Consider the following 14,555-nt stretch of genomic DNA (forward strand, 5'->3'; position numbering starts at 1 on the left):
CTATCCGGTGCGGCGGATCAGGGCGGCCAGGTCCTCGGCGGTCTCCACCGGCTGGACCAGGCCGTTCATCAGGACCGCGGTCAGGGTGACCGGGTCGGACCACTCCATCACCAGGCGCTGGCCGCCGCGGGTGTAGAAGTTGCGGCCCCAGGCGCTGGGGCGGGCGACCGTCTCGGGGAACATCGCGGGCGGCGGGGACGTCACGCGCGTCCAGCCCGCGGCCGCGATCTCGGCGTCCCAGAATGCGGGGCCAGCAATCATGTCGGGTACCTCCTCGGTACTGACGACACTATCCGTCATCACCGCGGGGCGTACTGGCGGGAGCCGCTGTCCGAGGGGCGGCGGTGCGGGGCCGCGGGCCGAGGCCGGCCCCGGCCCGGCCGGAAGGGGTCAGTCCTGGCGGAAGGTGGACGGGACCTCGGTGTCCTGGGCGAAGCAGTCCGGGCAGCGCACCATCGAGTAGGTGACCACCGGGCCCTGGACCACCTCCTCGTGCCCGCCCTTCGGGGTCAGCCCGCCGGCGGGGCGGCCGCAGTGCAGGCAGCGGCGGGTGGCCCGGCCCAGCTGGGCGCACGGGCGGCAGTACCAGTGCTCGGGCCGTTCGGCGAGCAGCACCACCGGCTGCGGGCCGCCGGCCAGGTGCTCGCAGTGGGTCAGCCGGCCGGTGGCCAGTGCGGCCTGCATGGTCGCGGATGCGGTGCGGTACCACTGCGGTGCCTGCCGGACGGGGATCCGCCGCGCGGCTCCGCGGCGGGCCGTCTCCGCGTCGGCGGCGTCGGCGCCGGCCGCGCGGATCTGGTCCTCCAGCGCGAGTTCGGCTGCGGTCTTCTTCGCGTCCACCTCGTCGAGGTTACCGGCCGGTGTGGTTCGCCACCGCCGAATGCCCAACATCCCCACAACCGCGCCCGCGAGCCCGGCCCGGGCGCGCCGCCGATGGTGCTCACCCGAACGGCTCTACTCTCGACCGCATGAGCGATCCCGTGAACCGCGAACGTGTGCTGGGGGCGGTCAGCTTCGTGCTGATCGTCGGTGGGGTGAGCGGGCTGTTGCGGGAGTGGTTCGGCTGGTTCCGGCTCTTCGGCTTCCTGCAGTACCTGGTGCCCAGCGGCTACGAGGTCTACGGCTACGGCGTGCTGGTCGCGCTGGGCGTCCTGATCGGCCTTTGGGGCGCCCGCGGCCGCCGGGCGCGCTGAGCCGCCCAGTCACGCCCGCTGCGCTTCGGGATATTCCCTGGAACTCCCGCCCGCTCCCTCGCTAAGGTGAAACGAGGGAAGGTAAGGGTGCCCGACGGGCCCGAAGCGGAGGAAACGCGTGGCACAGCGCTACTACACGGTCGACCAGGTGGCCGAGCAACTCGGCCTGCACGTGCGCACCGTGCGCGGCTACATCCGCAGCGGCCGGTTGCCCGCCACCCAGCTCGGCCGGCAGTACCGGATCACCCCCGAGGACCTGGCGGCGTTCACCGGCACACCGGACCCCGCGCCGGCGCAGCGCGCCCGGCTCGTCGAGGTCTCCGCGATCGTCCGGATCGAACCGATCGCCCCCGAGGCGGTGATCCGGCTGACCAACACCGCGATCGCCGTCGCCCAGTCCCGGCACGGCCGCGGCGGGGCCGCGGAAGGGCGGCTGCGGGTGGAGGCGATCTACGAGGAGGAGCGGGCCAGCCTCAAGCTGATCGTCCTCGGCGACCCGGGCAGCACCGCCGACCTGTTGAAGATCATCGAACCACTGACCGAGGGATCCCATGCCTGACAGCATCGAGGACTTCGCCGGCACGCCCGTGCTGCTCTGCGCCGCGGACGGCGCCCCGGTACCCGACGAGCGCGCGGCCCTCGACCTGATCGGCGACGGCTTCGGCCGGGGCGCCCGGTGGGTCGCGCTGCCGATCGACCGGCTCACCGAGGAGTTCTTCCGGCTGCGCTCCGGCACCGCCGGCGCCATCGTGCAGAAGTTCGCCACCTACCGGCTCGGGCTGGCCGTGCTCGGCGACGTCTCCCCGCACACCGACGCCAGTACCGCGCTGCGCGACTTCGTCCGGGAGAGCAACCGCGGCAGCCAGCTCTGGTTCCTGCCCGACACCACCGCCCTCAGGGAGCGGCTGGCCGAGGGCAACTGACGCCGGGCCGGCCGCGCGGCGGTGCTCTCCACCCGGGGGTGGACCAGGGGTGGACCGGGATGGACCGAGGTGGAACCGGGCACGTCCACCCCGGGGTGCGTGCGCGGGGGCCGGCGGCGCGCCACCGTGGTGGGTACACCGCACGAGTTCCGAGGAGTACCGCCATGTCGCTGCCGAGTCTCTTCGCCCAACTGGGCATCGTCTGCTGGGTCGGGTACGAGCTGCTGCTGCGCCGCCGCGAGGACGGCGCGGCCGGCAGCTGGCGGGCCGACGCGGGTGACCGCGGCTCCACCCGGCTGCTGATCACCGCCTACCTGGTGGCCGTGCTGGTCAACGTGCTCCTCGGCCGCGCCTCGGTCGGCCTGCTGCCGGACGGGGTGCGCTGGGCCGGCGTCGCCGTGCTGGTCGGCGGGCTGGCCCTGCGCGCCTGGGGCATGCGGACCCTGGGCCGCTACTACACCCGCACCCTGCGCACCGTCGAGGAGCAGCGGGTGGTCCAGGAGGGCCCGTACCGCCTGATCCGCCACCCGGGCTACTGCGGCAGCCTGCTGGTCTGGACCGGGTACTCGCTGGGCCTGGGCAGCTGGCCGGCCACCGTGCTGGTGGCCGCGCTGCTGCTGGTCGCGTACGGCTGGCGGATCGCCGCCGAGGAGCGGCTGCTGGTGGCCGGCCTCGGCCCGGCCTACCAGGCCTACCGGGAGCGGTCGAAGCGGCTGATCCCGTTCCTGTACTGATGCCCTGCGGGCTGCCGGGTCAGCCGGCCGGGGACTCGGCCTGGTGGCGGGTCAGCCGCCAGACCTGGTCCTCGCCGGTCTCGGCCGGGGCGAGGGGCTCGACCGGGCGGCGCCGGTGCCTGCGGAAGCCCAGCCGGGCCGGCACGGCACCGCTGGCGTGGTTGTCCACGTCGTGCGCCACCTCGACGTACGCCACGCCGGGCAGCCGGAAGGCCGCCTCGACCAGCGCCCGGGCCGCCCGGGTGGCCAGGCCGCGCCCGGTGGCGGCCGGATGCAGCCAGTACCCGATCTCGCGCCCGTCCGCCGGCGCGTCGGCCCGCCGCATCAGCCCGCAGGCGCCGACGATCGCGCCGTCCAGCAGGATCGCGTAGCTGAACTCCTCGCCGGCCGCCCAGCGTTCCGGCCGGCCGGCGAGGAACTCCCGGGTGGCGGCCGCGCTGTGGTCGGCGACCCAGGGCATGAAGGGACGCAGGTGCTCCAGCGACTCCTCGATGGTGGCGAAGAACTCGGCGAAGTCGGCCTCGGGGTCGAAGCGGCGCAGCGTCAGCTCGCCCAGCTCGATGGCGTTCGGGGGCAGGTCCATCCCAGGATGATCGGCCACGGACGACCGCCGGGCAACCGGATTCGGCGCCGACCGAACCTGACGCGGACCGAACCTGACGCCGACCACGCCCCGCCGGTGACCCGAACCGCCGCCGACCGGCGTTCGGCAGCCCCGGGTTCAGCCGCCGCCCCGGCTCCGCCGGCCGCCGGGCTTCGCCGCGTACAGGAACAGGTGCTCCTCCGGATCGGCGCCGGGGAAGTCCGGCCGGAACACGCTCTCCTGCTCGTGCAGCACGACCAGCCCGGCCGCGCGCAACAGCCGTGCGAAGGCCGCGCTCGGGAAGCTGGTGACCCGAACCCGGCGGCCCAGCCAGGTCAGTTCGGTGTCCTCGGCGTCGAACGGGACGGTGGCGAAGGCGAACAGGCCGCCCGGCGCCAGCCAGCTCGCGATCCGGCCGAGCACCATGACCTGGTCGGCCCGCGACAGTTGCAGCAGCGGGAAGAAGGCGGTGATCGCGTCCCAGACGCCGGGGGTGTCCGGCACGGCGCAGACGTCGGCGACCTCGAACCGGGCCGCGGGCACCTGCGCCCGGGCCAGGTCGACCATGGTCCGCGACACGTCGATCCCGGTCACCCGGTGGCCGGCGGCGGTCAGCCGGGCGGCGGTGGGCTGCCCGGTGCCCGAGCCGATGTCCAGCACCGCGGCGCCGGCCGGGAGCCTGGCCAGCAGCCAGTCGAGGGCGTCCAGTTGGGCGGGCAGCCGGCAGTAGAGGTCCTGGTAGGTCATGCCCAGGGCGTCGAAGAGGCGGGCGGACGCGGTGGCCCGGTCCTCGAAGAAGAGTGCGACGGTGTCGGTGGGAGCCATCGGGCCTTCAGTGGTCGTCGGCCGTGGGCCGGTGTCCGGCGGGGTCGATCCAGCGGGCCAGGGCCGCCACCAGGTCGGGGTCGAGCTTGGCGGCGCGGCGCAGCATCGCCACGTCGCCGACCGCGAGCGGGACCGCGGCGGCGGCGAGCGCCGAGGCGAGCAGGGCCCAGTTGCCGGCGTGCAGGTCGACGGCCAGGGTGTCGCCCTCGCCGGTCGCCGGGCGCCGAATTGGTTCGGCGGCCGGGCGGCGGGCCGGTTCGGGAGCCGGACCGCGCTGACCGGTGAGCAGGGGCAGGCGCCAGGCCTGCCGCGGATCGGGGAGCGGGTGCGCGGCGGGAGCGGCTGGGGCGGGGTGGGAGGGCCGGGTCACTGAAGGCTCAACGAGCGCGGGCGGGCGGGGATACGGGCAGCCGGCACGAGACGGCCGTCGTCCACTCCGACTGCGGCGTCAAGGTCCAGGCCGCGCCGCTCGCGGCCTACGACACCTTCGACATCGCCAAGGCCGGCCCCACCCCGGGCATCGGCGCGGGCTGACCGCCGCTCAGCCCGTCCGCTCGGCGGGCGGGGCCAGCCGGCGGGCGACCAGCGAGTCGTCCGCCGGCCGGTGCTCCAGCGGCTGTCCGCCGGGCCGGCAGCCGGCGAGCACCAGTGACAGGTGGCGCCGCCAGGCGTCCGGGGCCTGGGTCGCGGTCTCGTCGATGACGCTGCGCAGCGCCAGCACGCCCAGGTACACGTCGGTCAGGGTCAGGTCGGCCCGGACCGTGCCGGCGGCCCGGGCCCGCTCCAACAGCTGACCGACCAGGCTCCACAACTCGGCCCGCTGGGTGTCGACGTCGGGCGGAATGGCCTGCCAGAGCCGGGACAGCCCGCCGTGGTGCGAGGACATCACCGCGCCGATGTGCCAGAGCACGCTCTCCAGCCCCGCGCCGCCGCACGGTTCGGCCGCGGCGGCGCGGGTGTGCGCCAGGATGTTCTCCAGGATCTCGTCGTACAGCGCGGCGATCAGCGCGTCCTTGGTGGGGAAGCGCCGGTACAGGGTGCCCATGCCCACCCCGGCCCGGCGCGCGATCTCCTCCACGCCGGCGTCCGGGCCGAACTCCGCGAAGACCTCCCAGGCCGCTCTCAGCAGCCGCTCCCGGTTCTCCGCCGCGTCGCGGCGCAGCGTCCTGGTGCCGGGGGCGGCGGTGGGGCGGTCGGGGGAGGTGCGGGTCATGCGGGTGCGGACTCCTCGTCTGGGGCGGCCGGGTGCGCCGCGGCCGGGGCGGCCGGCCCGGCGTGCTCCGGGGTCCGGTCGGCCCGGCGGGCGGCCGGGATGAGCACGGCGGCCACCGCCGCGAGCACCGCCGACCCGGTGAGGAACCAGAAGGTGTCGGTGTAGCCCGAGTCCGGGGGGAACGGGTGCGCGGCCGTGACGCCGCCTGCCAGGATACTGGCCGCGACGGCGCTGCCGATCGCCCCGCCGATGGTGCGGATGTTGGCGTTCATGCCGCTGGCCACCCCGGTCTGCGCGGCCGGCACCGCCTCCACCACGATCGAGGACATCGAGGAGAAGGCCAGGCCCATGCCGATGCCCATCAGGCTGGAGGCCAGGTAGATCTGCCAGCTGTGGTCGTGGCCGAGCGAGAGCACCAGGAACGGCGTCACGGTGATCGCGCCACCGGCGATCAGCACCGCCTTGGAGCCGTGCCGGGCGGCCAGCGGGCCGGTCAGCACGCCCAGCACGAACATGCCGACGGTCATCGGCAGCATGTACGTCCCGGACTGGGTGATGCTTGCGGTGAAGCCGTAGCCGGCGAGCCCGGACGGGGTCTGCACCAGCTGGGGCAGGAAGGTCATCGCGGTGTACATCACCACGCCGAAGAGCAGCGCGACCAGGTTGGCGGTCCAGACGGCGGGGATCCGCATCATCCGCATGTCGATCAGCGGCGCCTCGGAGCGCAGCTCGACCAGCACCCAGAGCACGGCGCCGAGGACGGCGGCGGCGAACAGGCCGAGGATCCGCACCGAGCCCCAGCCCCAGCTCGGGCCCTCGCTGACCGCGAGCAGCAGGGCGACCAGCCAGCTGGACAGCAGGGCGGCCGCGCCCCAGCTGATCTTCCCGGGGGTGCGGACCGGCGACTCGGGGACGAAGAGGAAGGTGGCGACGGTGGCCACCGCCGTCATGATCATCGGGAACCAGAAGAGCCAGTGGTAGTCGAGGTGGTCGACGATCGGTCCGGCCAGGATCAGGCCGAGCCCGCCGCCGACGGCGGTCAGCGCGGCGGTGACGCCGACCGCGCCGCGCACCTTGGCGGCCGGGAACTCGTCGCGGATGATCCCGAAGGCCAGCGGCAGCACACCGCCGCCCAGGCCCTGGATCACCCGGGCGACGATCATCGGGCCGATGGTGTTCGACACCCCGGCCAGCGCGGAGCCGGCGGTCAGCGCCACCAGGGTGACCAGCAGCATCCGTTCCTTGCCCGCCTTGTCGCCGATCCGGCCGAGGATCGGGGTGGCGACCGAGGCGGACAGCAGGTAGGCGGTCATCAGCCAGGTGGTGGTGGACTGCGAGGTGTGCAGGTGGTCCATCAGGGTGGCAAGGACCGGGACGATCATCGACTGGAGCAGCGAGTAGGCCGCGACACCGAGGAGCAGCACGGCGAAGGTCAGGTTGTAGTGCGGACGTGCGGCGGTTCTGGACATCCGGGACATGGGCGTGGGTCCTACGGGTGAGGAGTAAGCGGAGATCGTTCTCCGCATCGCGCAGGCTAGCAGAAGCGGAGAAGCAACTCCGCATGAGTGCGCCCGGGCGCCCCGGTGGTGCGCACCCAAGCCTCCCGGTGGTGCGCACCCAAGCACTCCGGTGGTGTGCGCCGGAGCGGCCGGAAAACGCGAAGTGCCGGCCGAGCGATGCTCGACCGGCACTCCAGGGCCACTCGTCCGGGCAGCTGGTTACAGGGCGCGCTCCAGGCGCCCCGACATCAGCTGGACGAACCGCGCCGGGTCCTTCAGCTGCCCGCCCTCAGCCAGCAGCGCCATGCCGTACAGCAGCTCCGCGGTCTCGGCCACGCCCTCGGCCGCGGCGTCCTCGCCGTGCGCCCGGTTCAGACCCGTGACCAGCGCGTGCGACGGGTTCAGCTCCAGGATCCGCTTGGTGGGCGGCAGCTCCTGGCCCATCGCCCGGTACATCGCCTCGAGCGCCGGGGTCGCGTCGTTGGTGTCCGAGACGACGCAGGCCGGCGAGACGGTCAGCCGGGAGGAGAGCCGCACCTCCTTGACGTCCTCGCCCAGCCGCTCGGTCATCCAGCCCAGCAGCCCGGCGAACTCCTGCTGCCGCTGCTCGCGCTCGGCCTCCGACTCCTTCGCCTCGGCGTCGTCCAGCTCCAGCTCGCCCTTGGCGACCGAGCGCAGCTGCTTGCCGTCGAACTCCGGCACCGCTTCCACCCACAGCTCGTCGACCGGGTCGGTGAGCAGCAGCACCTCGACGCCCTTGGCCCGGAACGCCTCCATGTGCGGGGAGTTCTCGACCGCCTGTCGGGACTCGCCGGTCAGGTAGTAGACGTGCTCCTGCCCCTCCTTCATCCGCTCCACGTACGCCTTGAGCGTGGTCGGCTCCTCGGCACTGTGGGTGGAGTCGAAGGAGGCGGCGGCCAGGATCGCGTCCCGGTTCTCGAAGTCGCTCAGCAGGCCCTCCTTGACGACCCGGCCGAACTCCCGCCACAGCGTGGCGTACTTCTCGGCGTCGCTGGTCATCAGCTCCTTGACGGTGGAGAGCACCTTCTTCGCCAGCCGGCGGCGCATCAGCTGGATCTGCCGGTCCTGCTGCAGGATCTCCCGCGAGACGTTCAGCGAGAGGTCCGCCGCGTCCACCACGCCCTTGACGAACCGCAGGTAGGGCGGCATCAGCGCCTCGCAGTCGTCCATCACGAAGACGCGCTTGACGTACAGCTGGATGCCGCGCTTGTAGCCCTGGGTGTAGAGGTCGTGCGGCGCGTGCGAGGGCACGAAGAGCAGCGACTGGTACTCGAAGGTGCCCTCCGCCTGGAGGCGGATGGTCTGCAGCGGCGGCATCCAGTCGTGGCTGATGTGCTTGTACAGCTCGTGGTACTCGTCCTCGGAGACGTCCTCCTTGGCGCGGGCCCAGAGCGCCTTCATCGAGTTGAGGGTCTCCGGCTCGCGGGCGGCCGGCGCCTCGTCGGCACCCTCCTCGGCGTCCTCGGTGCCGGCGGCCGGGGCCTCGGCGGCCATCCGGATCGGCCAGGTGATGAAGTCCGAGTACCGCTTGACGATCTCGCGGATCTTCCAGGCCGACGTGTAGTCGTGCAGCTGGTCCTCGGTGTCCACCGGGCGCAGCTTGAGCATCACCGCGGTGCCCTGCGGCGCCTCGGCGACCCGCTCCAGGGTGTAGGTGCCCTCGCCGCTGGAGGCCCACCGGGTGCCCTCGGCCTCGCCGGCCCGCCGGGTGGTCAGCACGACCTCGTCGGCCACCATGAAGCTGGAGTAGAAGCCGACGCCGAACTGGCCGATCAGCCCCTCGGCGGCGGAGGCGTCCTTGGCCTCCTTGGCCTCCTTGAGCTCGGCGGCGAACTGCGCCGTCCCGGAGTTGGCGATCGTGCCGATGAGCTTGATCACCTCGTCGTAGGACATCCCGATGCCGTTGTCCCGCACGGTGAGGGTGCGGGACTGCTGGTCGGCCTCGAGCTCGATGTGCAGGTCCGACACGTCCACGCCGAGCGCGTCGTCGCGCAGCGCCGCCAGCCGCAGCTTGTCCAGCGCGTCGGACGCGTTGGAGATCAGCTCCCGCAGGAACACGTCCTTGTTCGAGTAGATCGAATGGATCACCATCTGGAGCAGCTGGCGGGCTTCCACCTGGAACTCGAACGTCTCAGTCGACATGACGCGTGAATCCTCCTCGGGCCGTGACGTTGGGGAAAGGTCGTGGTCACTGTAGATCAACTCGGCGGCCCGGCCACCCCGATCGGCCGGACCGCCCGCCCCGCGGACCGAATCCGTCCGAAAACCTGGTGACATCACCACTCCGCCGCGGCATCATCCAACCCGCACCGAACCCACCCCGAGGAGCCGCGTGCCACCCACCGAACGCGCCGGATGGCACCATCCGTTCCCGGTCCGCTACCTGTTGACGGTCGAGGACGAGGACGGCGAGGACCAGGAGTGGGGCCGTTGCGCCGGGGCGAGCGGGCTCTTCCTCGACCCGGTGCCGCCACCGCGGGAGGTGTTCACCCTGCGTGACTGCGCGCCCCGCGGACCGCTGCACGCCGCCGTCACCGGAGCCCCGGGTGCGCTCCCGGCGCTGGGTGACCTGTTCGTGGCGGCCATGGACCACACGGAGACCCTCGCCTACTGGGAGCTGGTGGACGCCGAGCTGATCGCCCACCGCCCCGCGGCGGCGGCCGCCGGCCTGTTCGACATCACCGTGGCGGCCGGCGTGCGGGCCGAGGAGCAGTGGCGGCCACTGCCGGCGCAGCCGCACTTCGAGGTCCAGGCGGGCCACCTCGCCGGTGCCCCGCGCCTGGCCGACTGCGCCCGGGTGGACGGCCTTTTCCGGCCGCGCGAGGAACCGCCGGAGGTGCCGCTGGAGCTGGTCGGCTGCGAGCCCGCCGAACCCTTGCTCGCCGCGCTGCGCCGCCCGCGCCGGCGGCCCGGCTGGGGCGAGTTGTGCGCGGTGGACCGGCACGGGCGGGTGTACGCCCGGCACGTGGTCGGGCTGGCGATCGACGCCGCGCGCCCCTCGGTGCTGGGTGGCACCCTGCTCGACGTCACCCTCGCCGACGGCGGCGCCGACCGCCCGCCGGCGGCCGCCCGCCCGGTCTGGGCGGCCTGGTACGACGGCATCCCGACCGAGCCCAACCAGTGGGCGCAGTTCGACACCGAGGGTCGCCGTGCCTGGCTGCTGCTGGGCATGCGCACCGGCGAGGCCGGCCCCCGTCGCCCCGACCGGAGCGGCGGCGTGCACCACCTGGACGGGCGCTTCGTCACCGATGTGCCTGCTGCGCACTGTGCGTTGGGCGAGGCGCTGCTGGGACCCGGCCGGTACTACGGGTGGGGGCTGGGGGCCCTGGCGGACTGCCTGGGCGGCGGCTTCGGGGTGCAACCGCCCTTCACCCTGGTCTGGCACCAGGCCGCGGTGGCCCGCCGGGCGCTGGCGGCCGAGGTGCTCGGGCCGGGCACGCACCACGACTACTTCGCGGAACTGCTGGCCCTGCTCGAGGAACGGCGGGTCAGGGTGCTGCTGCGCTGACGGCGACGGGTGTCGGGTCGGTCGTCGACGCAGTGTCAACTCAGTGCCCCGGCCCCGCCCCGCCCCCGTCGAGCAGCCGCAGCAGGGAGCGGGCCGCCTCCGCCGCACCGTTGTCGCCGCCCGCCGGGTAGGCCCTCGGGAAGAGCCGGCCCCAGGCGGTGGCGCGGCCCAGGTCGGCCAGCCGGTCGGCCAGCGCCAGGGCGCGGCGCAGCTCGGCCGGGCGGTGCCCGTCGCCGGTCCACGGCTCCAGGTAGGCGTCGCGCAGCCGGGGCAGCACCGCGGCGCCGTGCCGCTCGGCGGCCGCCCGGGCCGGGACCAGGAAGCTCAGGAACGGGTGGGTGAGGGCGGCATCGCCCCAGTCGAAGAAGACGAACCGCCCGGGCGCGGGGGCGAAGAGCTGGCTCGCGTGCAGGTCGGCGTGGTCGAGCGAGTCCGCGATGCCGGCCGCCTGCAGCTCGGCGCACTCCGCCAGCAGCTGCGGCCGGTGCGCCAGCAGGGCGGCCCGCTCGGCGGGTTGCAGGGCGGTGTTCCCGGTCACCAGGCGGTCGAAGTGGGCGGGCAGCTCGGCGGTGCGCGCCGTGGGGACGCCGAGCCGGGTCAGCTCCGCGAGGTGCGGGGCGACGGTCCGCTGGAGCACGGCGTACTGGCGCAGCACCTCCTCCCAGGCGCGCGGGTCGGCGGGGTGGCGGTCGAGCAGCTCGGCGAAGAGCGGGCCGCCGTCGGGCAGCAGCGACCAGCCGCGGTCGGTGTCCACCGCGAGCGGAGCCAGCACCTGACCGGGCACCCAGTGGGCGAGGGCCGCGGTCAGTCCGGCCTCGAAGGCGCCGGCGGGCGGGCTGGCCTTGAACCAGACGGGCCGGGCCAGCCCGACCTCGATCCGCACCAGCACCGACCACGGGCGCAATCGCACCCGCCACGGCCCCTGGTCCCGCAGCCCGTGCTCGGCCAGGCGTTCCCGCACCCAGGCACGCACCGACTCGCGCCACGCCGGCTGCTCCCACGGGGTCCGGGCGTCGGGGTACTTGCCGCGGTCGACGGTTCCGGTCGGCTCACTGGTGCTCATCGGCCCATCCCATCAGCCGGGACGGCCGGGCCGCACCGGGTTTTCCGGGCAGCTCACGGGCGGCGGGCGGACCGTCAGGAGCTGCTGCCACTGGGTGGTGGACGGGGAGGTCCGGGTGCACTTCGAGCCGCCCTTCCCGGACCAGCGTGACGGCAGCCGGCCGGACGAGCTGCTCGGGGCGATGGTCGCCGCCGGTTTCGACCTGGACCCCGAGGCGAGCAACGTCGACCACCACACGGCGGCCGCCTTCGCCCTCGCCGAGCACGTCACCGGCGTGCGGGTCACCGCCGAGCTGCTGGACACCGCGGAGTTCACGCACGCGCTGGTGCCGAACCCGGGCCGCTGACCCGGGCCGCCGAAGTCGCCCGCTGGCCCAGGCCGCTGACCTGGGCGGACGGCCCGGCGAAAGTTTCTTGGCTCCATGTGGTCACATTTTCTGATCGACATACGTCAGTGCGGTGGCAGTGAACCCGAACGATCCCGAGAAGGGGAACGAGCACATGGCACCCACCACCGAGAACGGCCTGGCGCAGCAGCGTTCGCGGATGTCCGACCCGATCGCATCGGTCCCGGAGCTGAAGGAGATCTCCACCTGGATGTACCGGTCGGTCGACAACGGCTCGGTCTCCCAGATCACCATCGGCCTCACCCACCTGCGGGCGGGCCAGATCGTGCGCAGCACCTACCTCGCCGTGATGCACACCGACGTGCTGCGCCAGGCGGGCGAGACCGAGGAGCGGATCACCTCGGTGGCCACCTGGCGGGACGCCTCGTGCTTCACCGCCGCGGAGCGGGCGGCGCTCGCGCTGACCGAGGCGGTGCTCGAGCCCCGGCTCGACGGCGAGCGGGTCTCGGACGAGCTGTTCGCCGAGGCGGCCGCGCACTTCGACGAGAAGGCCCTGGCCACCCTGTGTCTGGCACTCGGCCAGGTCACCTACTTCATCCCGCTCGCCCTGATCGGCAAGCCCCTGCCGGGCAAGCCGTACAGCGAGCAGTGGACCTGATCCGGTCCGCCCTCCGGTGATCCCCGGCGGCTGACAACCGTTCCACCGCCGCACCCGCACCCGCACCCTCCCGCCCGGCCGGCGCTGTCCCACCACAGCGCCGGCCGGGCGTTCGTGTTCTGTCGTGCACCCAGCGTGCATGTGACGTGCACCACGTCCGCCGAGCCCGGCAACAGGCGCCCGAGTACGGGTTCCGGCGGTCGTCAGGCTGTCCGATTTCGGATGGTTCGATATGAAACATCCCGGCGTCAGGCACCCTTGGAAGAACGCGCGTGCCGTCGCCCCGAAGAGAGCCCCATGGTCACGGATTTGCCACGAGGTTGGACGAAAGTACGATGATGGCTACTGTGCAACACGCGTAGAGTTCCTAGAACGTCCGATTTGGCCCATTCCCCGTATCCCTCGCACGGAGAACCACCTATGGACAGTCTGTCCACCGCCGACTCCAGCGGCGCCATCGAAACCCGCGGCATCGAGCCCGTTCCGGACCACGAGCGCCACGGACGCGTCCGTGAGCTCTTCCCGACCTGGGTCGCGGCCAACATCAGCGTCCTGCTGCTCACCATGGGTGCGGCCCTGGTGGTGTTCAACTCGCTGAACTTCTGGCAGGTCCTGGTCGTCGCCGCCTGCGCCGCGGTCGTCTCCTTCGGCCTGGTCGGAGTGCTCTCCGTCTCCGGCAAGTGGGGCGGCGCCCCGGGCGCGACGCTCTCCCGGGCGACCTTCGGGGTGCGCGGCAACCTCTTCCCCGGCGCGATCCTCTGGGTGGCCCGGTTCGGTTGGGAGACCATCAACGCGGTGACCGGTGCGTACGCCGTGCTGACCGTGCTGAACCTCTGCTTCGGCATCAAGAGCAACAACGTGCTCATCGTGGTCACCCTGCTGCTCTTCGTGGCCTGCACCTTCCTGGTCAGTGGCATGGGCCGCAAGGTGCTGAACGTCTGCAACAAGTGGTCGACCTACCTGTTCGGCCTGTTCAGCGTGCTGGTGCTCGGCTACCTGGTGGCCACCATCCACTGGGGCGAGGTCTTCTCGAGGCCGGCTGGCACCACCGCGATGATGGTCGCCGGTGTCGGCACCATCGCGGCCGGCGGCATCAGCTGGGTGCCCACCGGCCCCGACTTCGCCCGCTACCTGCCGCACAAGGCCTCCGGCAAGCGGATCGTCGGCGCCACCGTCTCCGGCGCCGGCCTGGTGATGGTCCCGATGGTGCTGATGGGCGCGGTCATGGCCGTCGCCACCCCGGGCCTGGCCAAGGCGCAGGACCCGGTCTCCTTCCTCGGCGACCTGCTGCCGACCTGGCTGGCCGTGCCCTACCTGCTCACCGCGATCGTGGGCATGCTGCTGATCAACAGCCTGTCGATGTACTCGGCCGGCTTCACCGCCCAGACCATGGGCGTCAAGCTGCCCCGCGCCATGGCCGTCAGCATCAACGCGGTGATCTCGTTGGTCGCCGGTGGCCTGCTGATGCTGGTCGCGACCAGCTTCCTCAGCTCCTTCATCACCTTCCTGGTGCTGCTCGCCGTCTCCTTCTCCGCCTGGATCGGCGTCTACGCGGTCGACATGTTCCGCCGCCGCTCCCGCGCGGTGCGCTACGACGCCGAGGCGCTGATGGACACCAGCCGCAACAGCCGGTACTGGTACGTCGGCGGCTTCTGCTGGCAGGCGATGACGGCCTGGGCCGTCGCCCTGATCGCCGGCCTCAGCTTCACCAGCTGCGCCTGGTTCACCGGCCCGCTGGCCGGCACGCCGATCGGCAAGTACGGCCTCGGCTGGATGGCCACCATCGTGGTCTCCGCGCTGATCATGGCGGTCCTCCCGACCCCGCGCGAGAACACCCCGGCCGACCCCGCCGCCACCCCGGCCCCGGCCGAGCGCGAGAAGGTCGCCGCCTGACCCACGCCTCCGGGCACCGGGCTCCGTACCGCAGCGCACCCCCTGGCCGACCGCATCCCGGTCGGCCAGGGGGTGCGCCGGTATCCGGACGAGGAC

Annotated in this window: 17 protein-coding genes; 8 read left to right on the top strand and 9 right to left on the bottom strand. The window is 73.1% G+C overall.

Annotated features, from left to right (window positions below):
* Both ACQRUO_RS18710 and ACQRUO_RS18715 read right to left on the bottom strand, forming a co-directional pair.
* A complete protein-coding gene (locus ACQRUO_RS18710) occupies positions 1-261 on the bottom strand; it encodes a hypothetical protein (protein ID WP_428317098.1) in 261 nt (86 codons plus the stop codon).
* 129 nt (positions 262-390) lie between these two features.
* Positions 391-840 carry a hypothetical protein gene (locus ACQRUO_RS18715; protein ID WP_428317099.1) on the bottom strand — a complete coding sequence of 150 codons (450 nt, stop codon included), beginning with the start codon at positions 838-840 and terminating at the stop codon, positions 391-393.
* A gap of 128 nt (positions 841-968) precedes the next feature.
* Here ACQRUO_RS18715 and ACQRUO_RS18720 point away from each other — a divergent pair, with 128 nt between their 5' ends.
* The 4 genes from ACQRUO_RS18720 (at position 969) to ACQRUO_RS18735 (ending at position 2,850) form a co-directional block, all read left to right on the top strand.
* Entirely contained in the window at positions 969-1,193 is a 225-nt protein-coding gene (locus tag ACQRUO_RS18720) for a hypothetical protein (RefSeq protein ID WP_428317100.1), read from the top strand.
* 118 nt (positions 1,194-1,311) lie between these two features.
* Positions 1,312-1,752 carry a helix-turn-helix domain-containing protein gene (locus ACQRUO_RS18725; protein ID WP_428317101.1) on the top strand — a complete coding sequence of 147 codons (441 nt, stop codon included), beginning with the start codon at positions 1,312-1,314 and terminating at the stop codon, positions 1,750-1,752.
* Complete coding sequence (locus tag ACQRUO_RS18730) at positions 1,745-2,116, top strand: DUF4180 domain-containing protein (RefSeq protein ID WP_428317102.1); 372 nt, start codon at positions 1,745-1,747, stop codon at positions 2,114-2,116. The genes ACQRUO_RS18725 and ACQRUO_RS18730 overlap by 8 nt, the downstream gene beginning before the upstream one ends.
* A gap of 164 nt (positions 2,117-2,280) precedes the next feature.
* Entirely contained in the window at positions 2,281-2,850 is a 570-nt protein-coding gene (locus ACQRUO_RS18735) for a methyltransferase family protein (protein ID WP_428317103.1), read from the top strand.
* A 19-nt stretch (positions 2,851-2,869) separates the two neighbouring features.
* On the opposite strand, the gene ACQRUO_RS18740 is transcribed toward ACQRUO_RS18735, so the two are convergent.
* The 6 genes from ACQRUO_RS18740 to htpG form a co-directional block, all read right to left on the bottom strand.
* Positions 2,870-3,433 carry a GNAT family N-acetyltransferase gene (locus tag ACQRUO_RS18740; protein WP_428317104.1) on the bottom strand — a complete coding sequence of 188 codons (564 nt, stop codon included), beginning with the start codon at positions 3,431-3,433 and terminating at the stop codon, positions 2,870-2,872.
* 138 nt (positions 3,434-3,571) lie between these two features.
* The gene (locus tag ACQRUO_RS18745) at positions 3,572-4,258 is read right to left on the bottom strand and encodes a class I SAM-dependent DNA methyltransferase (protein WP_428317105.1); all 687 of its coding nucleotides are present in this window, start codon (positions 4,256-4,258) and stop codon (positions 3,572-3,574) included.
* A 7-nt stretch (positions 4,259-4,265) separates the two neighbouring features.
* Positions 4,266-4,628, bottom strand: a complete 363-nt coding sequence (locus ACQRUO_RS18750; RefSeq protein ID WP_428317106.1) for a hypothetical protein — start codon at positions 4,626-4,628, stop codon at positions 4,266-4,268.
* A 171-nt stretch (positions 4,629-4,799) separates the two neighbouring features.
* On the bottom strand, positions 4,800-5,471 hold the full coding sequence (locus ACQRUO_RS18755) for a TetR/AcrR family transcriptional regulator (protein WP_428317107.1): 672 nt from the start codon (positions 5,469-5,471) through the stop codon (positions 4,800-4,802).
* A complete protein-coding gene (locus ACQRUO_RS18760; RefSeq protein ID WP_428317108.1) occupies positions 5,468-6,940 on the bottom strand; it encodes an MFS transporter in 1,473 nt (490 codons plus the stop codon). Before ACQRUO_RS18760 ends, ACQRUO_RS18755 begins: the two co-directional genes overlap by 4 nt.
* A gap of 249 nt (positions 6,941-7,189) precedes the next feature.
* Positions 7,190-9,133, bottom strand: coding sequence for a molecular chaperone HtpG (htpG, locus tag ACQRUO_RS18765; protein ID WP_428317109.1), 1,944 nt, complete (start codon positions 9,131-9,133; stop codon positions 7,190-7,192).
* Positions 9,134-9,323: 190 nt separating this feature from the next.
* Between htpG and ACQRUO_RS18770 the strand changes: the two genes are divergently transcribed.
* On the top strand, positions 9,324-10,499 hold the full coding sequence (locus tag ACQRUO_RS18770; protein WP_428317110.1) for a barstar family protein: 1,176 nt from the start codon (positions 9,324-9,326) through the stop codon (positions 10,497-10,499).
* Between the two features lie 40 nt (positions 10,500-10,539).
* Here ACQRUO_RS18770 and ACQRUO_RS18775 read toward each other — a convergent pair whose 3' ends face one another.
* The gene (locus ACQRUO_RS18775; protein ID WP_428317111.1) at positions 10,540-11,562 is read right to left on the bottom strand and encodes an aminoglycoside phosphotransferase family protein; all 1,023 of its coding nucleotides are present in this window, start codon (positions 11,560-11,562) and stop codon (positions 10,540-10,542) included.
* A gap of 94 nt (positions 11,563-11,656) precedes the next feature.
* On the opposite strand from ACQRUO_RS18775, the gene ACQRUO_RS18780 reads away from it, so the two are divergent.
* The 3 genes from ACQRUO_RS18780 (at position 11,657) to ACQRUO_RS18790 (ending at position 14,459) form a co-directional block, all read left to right on the top strand.
* Complete coding sequence (locus tag ACQRUO_RS18780; RefSeq protein WP_428317112.1) at positions 11,657-11,908, top strand: DUF6461 domain-containing protein; 252 nt, start codon at positions 11,657-11,659, stop codon at positions 11,906-11,908.
* A 154-nt stretch (positions 11,909-12,062) separates the two neighbouring features.
* Entirely contained in the window at positions 12,063-12,566 is a 504-nt protein-coding gene (locus ACQRUO_RS18785) for a carboxymuconolactone decarboxylase family protein (protein ID WP_428317113.1), read from the top strand.
* A 420-nt stretch (positions 12,567-12,986) separates the two neighbouring features.
* Positions 12,987-14,459: a purine-cytosine permease family protein gene (locus ACQRUO_RS18790; RefSeq protein ID WP_428317114.1), complete on the top strand. Its 1,473-nt coding sequence runs from the start codon at positions 12,987-12,989 to the stop codon at positions 14,457-14,459.
* Positions 14,460-14,555: the final 96 nt, after the last annotated feature.

It is taken from the genome of Kitasatospora sp. LaBMicrA B282, assembly GCF_050325825.1.
Classification (GTDB): Bacteria; Actinomycetota; Actinomycetes; order Streptomycetales; family Streptomycetaceae; genus Kitasatospora.

Bases quoted from the DNA above. Each gene is read 5' to 3' on its own strand.
- ACQRUO_RS18710 (WP_428317098.1), bottom strand. From the start codon at position 261: ATGATTGCTGGCCCCGCATTCTGGGACGCCGAGATCGCGGCCGCGGGC.
- ACQRUO_RS18720 (WP_428317100.1), top strand. From the start codon at position 969: ATGAGCGATCCCGTGAACCGCGAACGTGTGCTGGGGGCGGTCAGCTTC.
- ACQRUO_RS18730 (WP_428317102.1), top strand. From the start codon at position 1,745: ATGCCTGACAGCATCGAGGACTTCGCCGGCACGCCCGTGCTGCTCTGC.
- ACQRUO_RS18735 (WP_428317103.1), top strand. From the start codon at position 2,281: ATGTCGCTGCCGAGTCTCTTCGCCCAACTGGGCATCGTCTGCTGGGTC.
- ACQRUO_RS18740 (WP_428317104.1), bottom strand. From the start codon at position 3,433: ATGGACCTGCCCCCGAACGCCATCGAGCTGGGCGAGCTGACGCTGCGC.
- ACQRUO_RS18745 (WP_428317105.1), bottom strand. From the start codon at position 4,258: ATGGCTCCCACCGACACCGTCGCACTCTTCTTCGAGGACCGGGCCACC.
- ACQRUO_RS18755 (WP_428317107.1), bottom strand. From the start codon at position 5,471: ATGACCCGCACCTCCCCCGACCGCCCCACCGCCGCCCCCGGCACCAGG.
- ACQRUO_RS18760 (WP_428317108.1), bottom strand. From the start codon at position 6,940: ATGTCCAGAACCGCCGCACGTCCGCACTACAACCTGACCTTCGCCGTG.
- htpG (WP_428317109.1), bottom strand. From the start codon at position 9,133: ATGTCGACTGAGACGTTCGAGTTCCAGGTGGAAGCCCGCCAGCTGCTC.
- ACQRUO_RS18775 (WP_428317111.1), bottom strand. From the start codon at position 11,562: ATGAGCACCAGTGAGCCGACCGGAACCGTCGACCGCGGCAAGTACCCC.
- ACQRUO_RS18785 (WP_428317113.1), top strand. From the start codon at position 12,063: ATGGCACCCACCACCGAGAACGGCCTGGCGCAGCAGCGTTCGCGGATG.
- ACQRUO_RS18790 (WP_428317114.1), top strand. From the start codon at position 12,987: ATGGACAGTCTGTCCACCGCCGACTCCAGCGGCGCCATCGAAACCCGC.